This is a genomic window from Subtercola sp. PAMC28395, assembly GCF_018889995.1.
Taxonomy (GTDB): Bacteria; Actinomycetota; Actinomycetes; order Actinomycetales; family Microbacteriaceae; genus Subtercola.
Window position 1 is genome coordinate 454,075 of sequence record NZ_CP076547.1, and the last position, 12,475, is coordinate 466,549.

A 12,475-nucleotide genomic window follows, 5' to 3' on the forward strand; every position below is an offset into this window, starting at 1 on the left:
CTCATCCTTACGACAGCTCTTCTGCAACGGGCAGTTCCACGACCACGCTGAGCCCCCGCGGCAGTCGGTTCGTTATGCTAACAGTCCCTCCTGCAGACGACACGAGTGCTGCCACGATCGACAGGCCGAGACCAGCACCGGATGATCGCCCACGGGCGGCGCGCGAGCTGTCTTCCCTGGCGAACCGATCAAGCGCCAGGTGCACGAACTCCGGCGCCATCCCGGGGCCGTCGTCGCGCACTTCGAGCCTCAGTCTCGCGTCGGTCGGGAGACTCAGCAGCACCTCGACCGACCGTTCCCCTGTTTGCTCGGAGCCCGGCCGGGTTGACGCTGCAACGGCGTTGGTCACCAGGTTGTCGATGACGCGGCCGAAGTTGTGCGGCGACAGCCCCACCCTGCCCATGGTGCCGACGATGTTCCCCGCAGTCGACGAGGTCACGGCGACTCCAGAATCGCCAGAGAGCAGCGCGGCCCGGGCAACTGCATCGACGATCTCGTCGGCCATCTCGGTGACCGGCGTCGAATCGTGCTGCTGTGCCGCTTCGATGTGAGTCAGTTCGAGGAGACCTGCGGCGAGCTGCGAGAGGCGTTTGACAGTGAGCTCGGCGGATTCGATCTCGCTGAGCAGGGCATCCGGGTCTCCAGCACTGAGGTGGGCGAGTTCGAGCTGGGCCTGGAGGATCGCCAGGGGTGTACGCAGTTCATGGCTTGCGTCGGAGACCAGCTGTTTTTCACGGTCTGCCGATGCTCGAAGCTGCTCGATCAGCGCATTGAGGGTGGTCGCCAGTTCAGAGAGCTCATCGTGAGCGGGCCCGACCGGCAAAAGTTCGGCCTTGTGGGAGCCGGAGCCGGCCGATACCAGGCGATCAGCCGCTCTCAGCTCCTCTGCGGTTCGCCGCATCGCAGAGACCGGCCTGAGAGCCGCCGAAGCCAGGACCCACGATCCGAGACCGAAGAGCAGGGTGAGCACAATGAGGCCGACCGTGAGCGCGCGGGTCAGCGAGTCGAGCGAGAGCCGGGATGCGCCCTCGTTACGGGCGGCGACAACCTTCCACTGGCCGTTGGGCGCAGTCACCGTGTGGGCGAGCACGAGATAGTCGGCGGCAGTGGTGTGCACGTTCTGAGGGGCCGTGCCCGCGGAGGCCAGCGAACTGAGCATCGGCTCGAGTTCAGCGGGGAACGTCGACAGGCGCACGGTTCCTGTCGGGTCGATCACGGCGACCAGCTGGCCCTGGCCCGGGCGGTCGAGGTCAGCGTCTTTGCCATCGGTGATCTGTTCTTCGAACAGGGAGGAGTCATTCTGCAGGAGCAGAATCGAGGAGTTGGTGAGAATCGCTTCGACCTGCTGGTGAACGGCGAAGGCTGTTCCTGCGAAGAACACGCCGGCGATGATCAGCGCGCCGACCGTGAGCCTGGCGCGAATCGAGAGTCGGCGAAGAATCCGGGGGGCCCTGCGAACGACGGGGCCGGAGGCCTCTGTCACACGCTGCCTGCCAGCTCGTCGACGCCGAGCCCGTAACCGATTCCCCGCCGCGTGATGATCGAGATACCCGAACCCAGCGGGTCGATCTTGCGTCGCAGGTAGCTCACGTACTGATCGACGACGTTGGCATCGATGTTCTCGCTCTTGCCCCAGACCTCGGTGAGAATCTCCGCCCGGGTGAGCACCTGGCCCTGTCGCAGTGCCAGCAGCCTCAGCAGTTCGAATTCCTTCGGACTGAGGGCAAGGCTCGTGCCTGCGATCACGGCCCGGCGCGTCTGGTTGTCGATGACGAGCTGCCCCACCCTCACAGAGAGCTTCGGTGTTGCCGTTTCACGCCTCACGAGCGCACGGATGCGCGCCGTCAGTTCGGCGAAGGCAAACGGCTTCGTGAGGTAGTCATCGGCACCGGCGTCGAGGCCCCGTACGCGGTCGTCCACAGCATCCCGTGCCGTCAGCAGCAGAATCGGCAGGGTGCTCGCCTGCGAGCGCAGATGCCGGCAGAACTCGAAGCCCGACATTCCCGGCAGCATGACGTCGACGAGTGCGGCGACGTACGACACCGATCCCGCCTTGATGAGAGCATCAACGCCGTTGTCCGTGACGTCGACCTCGTAGCCCTCCGCCTCGAGCCCCCGGGCGATCAAACGGCCCATCTCTTCTTCGTCTTCGACAACCAGCAGTCGCACGCGATGCTCCCTTCCCTGAGCATCATGCTCGCACGCCCGCACATTCGCTTCCCGAGCGTCTTCCGAAAGTGTGCGGATTCTCAGACTGCCGTGAAACTCTCCCTACAGATCGATCTGCGGGCCCGCCTCTCCTCCGCAGCTCGCGGCGGTTACGGTTGAAGCATGAGTTCACCGACACTGAGAGACACCGTGCGCCAGAGTGTCGTCGTTTCCAGCGCAGTCATCGCCGTCGTGGGTGCCTTCGTGGGCTCGGGGGCAGCAGGGGGAACCCCCATCGCCGAAGCCGCTGGAGGAGCACTCGGCGCGGACTCCACGCTCGTCGCCCCCGCCGGAGGGGCGTTCGCCATCTGGAGCGTCATCTACCTCGGCCTGGTCGCGTACGCGTTCTGGCAACTTCTTCCCGCCCAGAAGACGGATGCTCGGCAGCGGGCTCTCGGCTACCCCATTGCTGTGACGCTCATTCTGAACGCTGCCTGGATCCTGAGCGTGCAGGCGGGCTACCTGGCTCTCAGCGCGCTGGTGATCGTGATGCTTCTCGCCTCACTCTGTTACGCCTTCGCCATGACACTGCGTTCCCGTCCCCGAACAGTCATCGAGACGATCGTTCTCGACGGCACTGTCGGCCTCTACCTCGGATGGGTGAGCATCGCGACCGCAGCCAATCTGACCGCTTGGCTGCAGCAGGCGGGATTCACCGGGTGGGGACTGCCTGCTGAGGTGTGGGGAGTGGCCGTCGTCGCGGTTGCCGGCCTGGTGGGCGTGCTGCTCGCTGTCTACGGCAGAGGGAGGCTTGCCCCGATGTTCTCGCTCACCTGGGGAATCGTCTGGGTGGCGGTGTGCCGGCTCACCGGAACCCTTCCCTCCACGCCTGTAGCGATAGCCGCCCTTGTAGCGGCTGCCGTCGTCATCATCGCAACCATCGTGGCTCGACTCCGGGCGAGATCGGCTGGGCTGCCCCGTCGCTGACACGGGATCGTCAATTCTGCTGCTCGCAGAATCGCTCATTCGGTTGGCGATTTATCTAGGTAAGTGAAATACTAGGCGCGTGAATAACATTGCCCAGACTGCTCGCGCCCGCTGGGCCGGGCTGGTCTTCATCAGCATCGGCGTCTCGCTCATCATCGTCGACTCGACCATCGTCAATGTCGCCATCCCCTCGATCATCTCGGACCTCGGCATCACGTCTACGCAGGTTCAGTGGGTCCAGGAGTCGTACACCCTCGTCTTTGCGGCCCTTCTGCTGGTCTTCGGCACGCTCGCCGACCGGTACGGCCGCCGTCGCCTGCTGATCCTCGGTGTGGCCATCTTCGCCATCGCATCCATCTTCGCCGCGGCAGCACAGACAGGTGAACTCCTCATCGCGGCGCGGGTCGTTCAGGGTGTCGGTGGCGCCATGGTGCTGCCCACGACACTCTCCCTCATCAACGCCAACTTCCGGGGTAGAGAACGCGCCCTGGCCTTCGCCATCTGGGGTTCGACGATCGGTGGAATGACTGCGGTCGGCCCGCTGCTCGGTGGCTGGCTCACCACCTACTTCTCGTGGCGCTGGGCCTTCGGAATCAACATTCCCCTCGGCATCATCGTGATCGTGGGCGTGCTCGTCTTCGTGCGCGAATCGCGTGACGAAGGCTCGACTCGTCGGGTGGATGTCGTTGGCGCTGTTCTGTCTGTGGTTGCGAGTGCCACGCTGGTCTTCGGTCTGATCGAAGGCCGCACCTATGGTTGGTGGCTCACCAACCATGCGCCCGTGATCGGAAATTACACCTGGCCGTATGCACTGTCGCCGATCCCGATGGTGTTCGCGATCTCCGTGGTCTCCGGCGTGTTGTTCGTGGTCTGGGGCCGTCGTCGGCAGCGTGCCGGCAAGAGCACGATGCTCGCCTTCGACCTGTTCGCGATCCCCTCCTTCCGCAACGGCAACATCGCGGCGATGATCGTCTCACTCGGCGAATTCGGCATCATTCTGTCGCTGCCCCTCTGGCTGCAGAACGTGCTGGGGTACGACGCCCTGCAAACAGGTTTCATCATTCTGGCGCTGGCCATCGGCTCGTTCGTCGCCAGCGGGTTCGCCGGCGCATTCGGCAACAAGGTCTCCCCCGTCACGATCGTGCGGATCGGGCTCGTGGCCGAGATCATCGGTGTCGCCAGCATCGGCTTCGTGATCTCCTCCACGACTCCGTGGGGCCTGCTGGTGCCCTTCCTCTTCGTCTACGGGTTCGGCGTGGGCCTCGCCACCGCACAGCTCACCGGTGTCGTGCTCCGCGATGTTCCCGTCGAGCAGAGCGGGCAAGGCTCCGGTACCCAGTCCACCGCCCGCCAGATCGGGTCTGCGCTCGGTATCGCCATTCTCGGCACGGTGTTGTTCACCGCGACGGGCGCCGCTCTCGATTCCCAGCTGAGCGACCAGGGCGTGCCGGAGGCCCAGCGAACCGCCCTCGTGTCGAGCGTGGTCGACAGTGCGGGTTCGTCGATCAGCGCGCTTGCCGCCTCACCGGAGACGGCGGCAGTGGCAGAAGCCGCCAAGGTGGCTTTCAGCGACGGCACGAAGTACGCCGCGTTCACTGCAGCGGGATTCCTTGCCATCGGCTTTCTTGCGACCCTGTCGCTGGGCGGAGCCCCCCGAACGTCGCCGAAGCGTACGCCAGAGCGAATCGAGAGTGACGATTCCGAGCCCAGCGAAGAGGAACCCCGCCGCGCGCTCTGAGCAGCCGCCTTTGTGCTCGTTGAGAACTGGGCTCATTGAGAGCTGAGCTCGGTTCAGGCGACCTGTGCCAGAATCTGGTGTGACGTCACCATCGGGCAGAGGCCGGGCATCCGCCATTCTGATCATCGGTGCGGCCGTCTGTTTCGGAACAACGGGCACGGCGCAGGCCCTCGGAGCCCCGGCAGCCAGCGCAGTCTCGCTCGGGGCAGCCCGCATCGTCTTCGGGGGCGCCCTGCTCGCCCTGTTCGCACTGTTCGCCGCACGATCAGGTGCTCGCTCTCGACCAGGCTCCACCGCCCAGCTTCAGGCTCGTACCAGCCTTCTCGCGCGCCTGCACGCCGTGCGCCCAGTCGAATGGATGCTCGTGGCCGTCGGTGCCGTCGGGGTCGCCGCCTACCAGCCCACGTTCTTCACCGGTACGAGCCAGAACGGCGTCGCGGTGGGCACTCTGGTCGCCCTCGGCTCGGCACCCGTGATCACGGGCCTGCTCGAATGGCTCGTGCGTCGGCGTGCGCCCGGGATGCGATGGGCCCTAGCGACGGCCATCGCGGCGCTTGGCGTCGCCACCCTCTCGGGAGCCTTCGCTCTGCTCTTCGGGTCGGGCGCCTCGACCCCCAGCACCATCACCGCGCTCGGCATTGTCGCGTCGCTCGGCGCGGGTGTCTCCTACGCGCTCTATGCCCTGAGCAGCAAGGCCCTGCTCGACCTCGGTTGGACCCCGGCGGCCACGATGGGCACGACCTTCGGAGCTGCCGCGGTCATCATGACGCCGGTGCTGCTCGGTTCGGACCTCGCGTGGCTGGCGACGCCGAGCGGCGGCCTGACCGCAGCATGGCTGGCCGTGGTCACAACCGCCCTCGCGTACACGCTCTTCGCCAGGGGGCTCCGGGGCGTGCCCGCATCCCAGGCATCGACCCTCACACTCGTCGAACCCCTCACCGCCACCGTGCTCGGGCTGGTCGTGTTGCACGAGCAGTTCACGGTGTCGATCGCGGCCGGCCTGGTTCTGCTCGCTGCAGGCCTCGCCGTTCTCGCGCTGTCACCCCAGCCGAGAGTCAGGGCCAGCCCGTCACGGTGATTCGGCGAAGCGATCCGTCGCCTCGATCAGCGCGTCGAGAATACCCGGCTCGTCAAAGGCGTGGCCCGCGTCGGGCACCATGGTGAACGATGCTTCGGGCCAGGCCTCATGCAGGTCCCAGGCTGTCACCGCTGGGGTGCAGAGGTCATACCTACCCTGCACGATCGCTCCCGGAATCTGCCGGAGCACCCCTGCATTCGCGATCAGCTGGCCTTCGTCGAGCCACCCCTCATTGACGAAGTAGTGGTTCTCGATCCGGGCGAACGCCAGGGCATAGGCGGGCTCTGCAAAACGCCTGATGAGCTCTTCACGCGGCAACAGGGTGATGGTCGACGCCTCCCAGGTCGACCACGCGACGGCCGCGGGGCCATGGATGCCCGGGTCGGGGTCTGCCAGAAGCTCGTGGTAGGCGCGAATGAGGTGGTGCCGTTCGGCGTGGGCAACGGGCTCGAGGAACTTCTGCCAGAGGTCGGGAACGATCATCCGTGCCCCGCCTTCGTAGAACCAGTCGAGTTCGGCCTTGCGCAGGGTGAAGATGCCGCGAAGCACCAGCTCGCTCACCCGGTCGGGGTGGGTCTCGGCGTAGGCAAGGGCCAGTGTGCTCCCCCACGAGCCGCCGAAGACCTGCCACTTGTCGATGCCGAGGTGCGTGCGTAGCTTCTCGATGTCGCTCACGAGGTGCCAGGTGGTGTTGGCAGCGAGGTGGGCGGAGGACTCGCTGGCATGCGGCAGGCTCAGGCCGCAGCCGCGCTGGTCGAAGAGAACGATGCGATACCGTTCGGGGTCGAACAGGCGCCGGTGCGCGGGGCTGGTGCCCCCACCCGGCCCACCGTGCAGGAAGACCACCGGTTTGCCAGCTGGGTTTCCCGATGTCTCCCAGTAGAGCTCCTGGCCGTCACCGACCGGCAGGAAGCCGATCTCGTCTGGTTCGATTTCGGGATACATCTGTCGCATGGTTCGAGCCTAGGACGCCCACGACCCTCCCGCCTAACGGCGCGACACCATCAGACCTCGTCGTAGTCGAACCCCATCGCTGTCGCCTCTGACTGCGATTCGGCGATCGGTCTGGGTCGGCCGAGAGCGTTCGTCTTCTGGAGCATGTTCTGCACAGCCGCGGCCGACTCCGGTTCGGCGAACGGCGATTCGACGGTCGTGCTCACCAACTCGCTCGCCGGCCCGATCACCATCTGCACAACGCCTGTCTCCCCGTTGTCCCTGACCACCGGCACCTCCAATGCCTCAGCCCGGTGACTCGAACCGAGCGCCGCAACGAAGTGCGCGAGCGCGTCGGCCACAGCGTCTGAAGTGAGAAATGACCCGCCGCTGTACGAAATCCGTTTCATGCCTACAGCCTCGTCTGCCCCGGCACTCAATTCAAGGGCATTGCGCGCGCCTACTTCACGGGTTATGAGGCGCGGACGAATCGCTGGTCAATCCGAATTCGTAGGCGAGAATGACGGCCTGTACGCGGTCCCGTGCCTCGAGCTTGGCCAGGACCCGACCCACGTGCGACTTCACCGTAGACTCGGAGACCGTCAGTCGTGCCGCGATCTCGATGTTGGTGAGACCACCGGCGATCGCCAGCAACACCTCCCGCTCCCTGTCGGTGAGTGTGCCGAGGCGCAGCTCATCGGCAACAGCCGTGACCGGGCGCTCGTCGCCAGCCCCGACTCCTGAACTCACAGTGGTGCCAGCGGTGGAGCCCCGCAGCACTGCTGTTGGCTCTCGACCCTTGGGCATCTCGGCCGGCGAGCCAGCGTCACTGTCTGCGACGGGCAGCTTCGAGCCGAACAGGTCGAGCAGCTGCTTCGTGACACGCGGTGAGACGACAGCATCGCCCGCGGCGACCGCCCGTATCGCGGCGACGAGCTCGGCCGGGCGCGCATCCTTCAACAGGAACCCGCTCGCTCCGGCGCGCAGCGCAGAGAACGCGTACTCGTCGAGATCGAACGTCGTCAGAATGAGAATCCTGCTCGACGGGACATCACGCACGAGTACCTTGGTTGCCTCGATGCCGTTCATCCCGGGCATCCGCACATCCATCAGGATGATGTCCGGTAGCAGCTCAGCAGCAACGGCGATCCCCGACGCGCCATCTTCGGCCTCGCCCACCACCTCGAAACCCGGTTCGGCATCGAGCACGAGCCGAAACCCGAGGCGAAGCAGTGGCTGGTCATCGACCAGCACGATCCGGATGACCGGGCGCGCGTCGCTCGCCATCATTGCGCCCCACACTCCTTCTGCATCGAACCCTTTTGCTCTCGGCCGCGTGAACACACTGTCTCTGCTGCCCGCGCCTCACACTACGGCGTGTTCGCCGCCCGGTGCTCCCGGAGGCCGCACGGGTAGGGTGGCTCGCACTCGCCAGCCGCCTGCCGTTGTCGGGCCGGTCTCGAGGGAACCCTCGTATGCGGTCACCCGTTCACGCATGCCGACGAGTCCCTGGCCGGATCCGATGACGGTGGTGGCACCGGCGAGCGAACCTTTCGCGCTGCCGTTCGATGCTGTGCCCTGGCCTTCGTCGGCGACAGACACCACGAGTTCGGAAGTGCCGTAGTCCAGCTCCACAACCACGTGTTTCGGGTCGGAGGCATAACGCAGACAGTTCGTCAGTGCCTCCTGGACGATGCGGAACACGGTGAGCTGTAACCCTGGATCTCGCGGGGGCGCCCCCGACACGGTGAAGTGAACGACCATTCCCGCGCCGCGATACGACTGCACGAGGGCTTCGAGATCGTCATGACCCGGCTGGGGCTTGAGGGCCGCTGCCACGGTGGAGGGGCGCGGATCGGCGAGGACTCCGAGAACGACGCGCATGTCTGCGAGTGCCTGGCGACCCGTCTCTGCCACCTGGTGCATGATCTCCTGGGCGCGGTCGGGGTCATTCCCCACAGTGAGACCGGCGCCGTCGGCGAGTGCCACCATCACGGTGAGGCTGTGTGCGACGATGTCGTGCATCTCCCTGGCGATCCTGGCCCGCTCCGTCACAGCTGCCAGGAGTGCCTGTTGGTCACGCTCGCGGGCGAGCTGTGCCGCTCGGTCGAGCAGCGCCTCCACATAGCGCTTGCGATTGCCCACATTGATGCCGACAAGAACGGCCACGAGCATCAGAAAGCCGAAGACCAGCGAGACGGCGATCGCCTCCCCGAGATCACCATTGTGGGCGACAAGGCTGACGGCAGCCAGGCAGAGGATGAGAACACCGAATGACACCCAGGCCGCGCGCACCGAAGCGTAGAGGGCGGCCGCATAGAGGGCGAACAGCGGCGCCGACTGGCCGAGGCCGGGAAAGGACGGCAGCACCAGAAAGAATGAAACGGCGACAACGGCGACGAGCACCAGGGGGTGAGTACGCCGGAACAGCAAAGCAACGGCGACGGTCGCCGTGCCGACGATGGCCAGAATCCCGACGACCGTGCCAGGCGCATCACCGGTCGCGCCAGAGAGTCTGATCGGGAGATAGACCGCAGCGGGCAGGGCGAAGACGACGACGACTGCCCAGTCCACGATCCACATGTGCCTGCCGAAGAAGAGCCGGAAGACCCCAGGAGGTTTGGGCAGCTTCAGATCCTGCTCCGCCGACACGGACGCCGAAGAGCGCCCGGTGGGACTCACCAGAGCGCTCTCCTGCGGGGCGTGGGTCAGGCGTCTCTCCGCTTCATCAGTACGGCCGCCGCTACTCCGACCGCCACGATCCAACCAAGAACGATCAGCAGTCCCTGCCACCACTCGAAGATCCCGCCCGACCCGAAGAGGCTACCGCCCGCGCTGCCGGGCAGCCAATCCGAGATGGACTTGGCCCAGTCAGCGGGGATCAGGCCGAAGATGACCGGCACAACCAACAGCAGGCCGAGCGAAGCGGCGATGGCGCCTGCCGTGGTGCGCAGAACCGCACCGATCGTGAGGGCGAGGAGTCCGACCAGGGCCAGATAGAGCGCCGCCCCGAGAAGATTCAGGTACACGTCTGAATCGAAGAGATTCGAGGTGACCCCGGCTCCCGAGAGGATGGGCCAGGTGACGAAGTAGGTGAGCACGATCGCCACCAGCGACACCACGAACGTCACAACGGTGAAGACGGCAGCCTTCGCCCAGAGCACGGGCAGCCGTTTCGGCACCGCGGCAAAACTCGACTTGATCTGACCCGTCGAATACTCGCCGCTGATGATCAGAACGCCGAGCACAGAAACCACGAGTTGCCCGAAGTTCACTCCGGCAGTCGCGACAAGTGCTGCGACACCGGGGGAATGAAGCAGACCTGCGCCCTGGCCACGTGGACCACTCTGGCCGCTTGCCGCAACAGAGGCAATGAGCAGCCCGATGGCGACCTGGATGACCAGCAGAACAGCATACGACCACACCGTCGACCGGAGCGATGTCAGTTTGATCCATTCCGACTTCAGAATGCCGCCTGCAGTCAGATGGACCTTCGCGAGTTTCTGGGAGGAACGGGGTACAGAAGGAGCGGTGGCAGTCATCGTGAGACCTCCGAGTCGGTGAGAGCGGCAGCGGCAAGTGCCGACGGGTGGGTGCGGTATTCGACAGAATCGGCAGTGAGGTTCACATAAGCGTCTTCGAGTGAGCCCTTGAGAGGCGTGAGTTCGTGCAGAACAATGCCCGCCGCAGCCGCGGCTTCACCGACGGCAGCAGCCGTCAGCCCGACGATCTGCAGGGTCTGGCCATCGACACTCGTGATGGTCACGTCGTTCGAGGTGAGCAACCTGGCTATCTCTCCGGCCTGGGGGCTGACCGCCCGCACCGAGGAGACGGTCGACGAGCTGATCATCTCCGCAACCGGCGCATCGGCGAGCACGCGCCCCTTGCCCAGCACGATGATGTGGTCGGCCGTGAGTGCCATCTCGCTCATGAGGTGCGATGACAACAGAACAGTCCTGCCCTCCGACGCCAGGAACCTCACCAGCTCCCGCACCCACATCACGCCTTCGGGGTCGAGACCGTTCACCGGCTCGTCGAGAATGAGCGTCGACGGGTCGCCGAGCATCGCAGCCGCAATTCCGAGCCGCTGCCCCATGCCCAGCGAGAACCCACCCACCCGCTTCTTCGCCACGGTGTCCAGGCCGGTCATCTCGATCACCTCGCGAACACGCGTTGCACCGATTCCGTGGGTGGCCCCCAGCGCCAGGAGGTGGTTGTAGGCCGAGCGGCCCTGGTGCACTGCCTTCGCATCGAGAAGCACGCCCACCTCGTGAAGCGGGGCATGATGGTCTTTGTACGCCTTGCCATTGACGGTGACGCTGCCGCCCGTCGGGCGATCGAGGCCGACGATCATGCGCATCGTCGTCGACTTGCCGGCACCGTTCGGGCCGAGGAACCCGGTGACGAGTCCCGGGCGAACGACAAAACTGACCGAATCGACGGCGGTCTTCGATCCATACCTTTTTGTGAGTGAGTGAGCTTCGATCACTGGCTGATCTCCGAACTTCTGCGTGGATGCTCCGGGCAATGGCCCGCAGTACTTCGAGAGTACGAGGTCTAGTGCACCCCGGGCATCCGACCACGGGTGGATCTTTGTGTCGACGATTCGAACACCGATCGTCATACCGCGGTACGACCTGTGAACTTCCAGTATGTTTTTTTCAGCACATACGTGCACAAACGATTGCGCAATCTGCGCATATTCTCACACAAACACACCGATTGAGGGGACCCCTGTGTCATTTCCAGAAGCACCAGAACCAGCTGAGCCGTCGACTCTCGCGCGCCTGCTCGCAGAAACCTTCGGCACCTTCCTCCTCGTCTTCGGGCTGGTCGGCACCGCGACGTTCTCAGCCGCCTTCCCGTCGAGCGACGCATCGAACCCCCTTGGTGTCGGATTTCTCGGGGTCGCTGTCGCGCTCGGGCTCACCGTCATGATCGGGGCCTATGCATTCGGGCCGATCTCTGGCGGCCACTTCAACCCCGCGGTCACCCTCGGCCTGGCGGCCGCGGGTCGCTTCGCCTGGAGCGACGTCATCACGTACATCGTCGCTCAGCTGGTCGGTGCGATTCTGGGTGCAACGGCCATCTTCGCCCTCGCCTCGGCAGGGCCCGCCGGCTTTCTCGATTCGGCGGTGAAGGGTGGATTCGTCTCTAACGGTTACGGCGAGCACTCGCCCGGCGGCTTCGGGCTCGGCGCTGCGATCGCCATCGAGATCATCATCACGGCCTTGTTCCTTTTCGTGATCCTCGGCGTCACGAATGCCAAGCATGCAGTGGCGGGATTCGCTCCGATCGCCATCGGGTTCACGCTGACGCTGTTGCTGCTCATCTCGATTCCCATCGACAACGCGTCGATCAACCCGGCCCGGTCGATTGCGACGGCGATCTTCGGTGGCGGTGACTGGCTGGCACAGCTCTGGGTGTTCATTGTCTTCCCCATTGTCGGCGCGCTCATTGCCGGCCTCAGCTATCGCCTGCTGTTCGACGGAGTCAAGTACACGAAGACTTCTGCGGCGAAATAGTCGCGGCGCGAAGACGAATTTCGCAGAGGCTTCCGCGTCGGTGATTCCGCACGGAAGCCTCTGCCG

12 protein-coding genes are annotated in these 12,475 nt (G+C 65.2%); 4 read left to right on the forward strand and 8 right to left on the reverse strand.

What is annotated here, in order from left to right; all coding sequences use genetic code 11:
- Nucleotides 1-7: 7 nt before the first annotated feature.
- Both KPL76_RS02225 and KPL76_RS02230 read right to left on the reverse strand, forming a co-directional pair.
- The gene (locus KPL76_RS02225; RefSeq protein WP_216334801.1) at nucleotides 8-1,483 is read right to left on the reverse strand and encodes a cell wall metabolism sensor histidine kinase WalK; all 1,476 of its coding nucleotides are present in this window, start codon (nucleotides 1,481-1,483) and stop codon (nucleotides 8-10) included.
- On the reverse strand, nucleotides 1,480-2,169 hold the full coding sequence (locus tag KPL76_RS02230) for a response regulator transcription factor (protein WP_216334802.1): 690 nt from the start codon (nucleotides 2,167-2,169) through the stop codon (nucleotides 1,480-1,482). The genes KPL76_RS02225 and KPL76_RS02230 overlap by 4 nt, the downstream gene beginning before the upstream one ends.
- 162 nt (nucleotides 2,170-2,331) lie before the next feature.
- On the opposite strand from KPL76_RS02230, the gene KPL76_RS02235 reads away from it, so the two are divergent.
- The 3 genes from KPL76_RS02235 to KPL76_RS02245 all read left to right on the forward strand — a co-directional run bounded on the left by KPL76_RS02235 (nucleotide 2,332) and on the right by KPL76_RS02245 (nucleotide 5,951).
- Nucleotides 2,332-3,135 (forward strand): tryptophan-rich sensory protein, encoded by an 804-nt coding sequence (locus KPL76_RS02235; RefSeq protein WP_216334804.1) that lies wholly within the window; start codon nucleotides 2,332-2,334, stop codon nucleotides 3,133-3,135.
- 88 nt (nucleotides 3,136-3,223) lie between these two features.
- Nucleotides 3,224-4,873: an MFS transporter gene (locus KPL76_RS02240; protein ID WP_216335928.1), complete on the forward strand. Its 1,650-nt coding sequence runs from the start codon at nucleotides 3,224-3,226 to the stop codon at nucleotides 4,871-4,873.
- A gap of 79 nt (nucleotides 4,874-4,952) precedes the next feature.
- Nucleotides 4,953-5,951: an EamA family transporter gene (locus KPL76_RS02245; protein WP_216334805.1), complete on the forward strand. Its 999-nt coding sequence runs from the start codon at nucleotides 4,953-4,955 to the stop codon at nucleotides 5,949-5,951.
- Here the strand turns inward: KPL76_RS02245 and pip are convergent.
- The 6 genes from pip to KPL76_RS02275 form a co-directional block, all read right to left on the reverse strand.
- Nucleotides 5,943-6,905, reverse strand: a complete 963-nt coding sequence (gene pip, locus KPL76_RS02250; RefSeq protein ID WP_216334807.1) for a prolyl aminopeptidase — start codon at nucleotides 6,903-6,905, stop codon at nucleotides 5,943-5,945. The two genes, KPL76_RS02245 and pip, sit on opposite strands and share 9 nt — an antisense overlap.
- A gap of 50 nt (nucleotides 6,906-6,955) precedes the next feature.
- Nucleotides 6,956-7,294, reverse strand: coding sequence for a hypothetical protein (locus tag KPL76_RS02255; RefSeq protein WP_216334809.1), 339 nt, complete (start codon nucleotides 7,292-7,294; stop codon nucleotides 6,956-6,958).
- 55 nt (nucleotides 7,295-7,349) lie between these two features.
- Nucleotides 7,350-8,174, reverse strand: coding sequence for a response regulator transcription factor (locus KPL76_RS02260; protein ID WP_305803667.1), 825 nt, complete (start codon nucleotides 8,172-8,174; stop codon nucleotides 7,350-7,352).
- A gap of 75 nt (nucleotides 8,175-8,249) precedes the next feature.
- A complete protein-coding gene (locus KPL76_RS02265) occupies nucleotides 8,250-9,566 on the reverse strand; it encodes a sensor histidine kinase (protein ID WP_216334810.1) in 1,317 nt (438 codons plus the stop codon).
- A 26-nt stretch (nucleotides 9,567-9,592) separates the two neighbouring features.
- Nucleotides 9,593-10,426 (reverse strand): ABC transporter permease, encoded by an 834-nt coding sequence (locus tag KPL76_RS02270; RefSeq protein ID WP_216334812.1) that lies wholly within the window; start codon nucleotides 10,424-10,426, stop codon nucleotides 9,593-9,595.
- Nucleotides 10,423-11,373: an ABC transporter ATP-binding protein gene (locus KPL76_RS02275; protein ID WP_216335932.1), complete on the reverse strand. Its 951-nt coding sequence runs from the start codon at nucleotides 11,371-11,373 to the stop codon at nucleotides 10,423-10,425. Before KPL76_RS02275 ends, KPL76_RS02270 begins: the two co-directional genes overlap by 4 nt.
- A 247-nt stretch (nucleotides 11,374-11,620) precedes the next feature.
- Here KPL76_RS02275 and aqpZ point away from each other — a divergent pair, with 247 nt between their 5' ends.
- Nucleotides 11,621-12,409 (forward strand): aquaporin Z, encoded by a 789-nt coding sequence (aqpZ, locus tag KPL76_RS02280; RefSeq protein WP_253202121.1) that lies wholly within the window; start codon nucleotides 11,621-11,623, stop codon nucleotides 12,407-12,409.
- The last annotated feature ends 66 nt before the right edge of the window (nucleotides 12,410-12,475 follow it).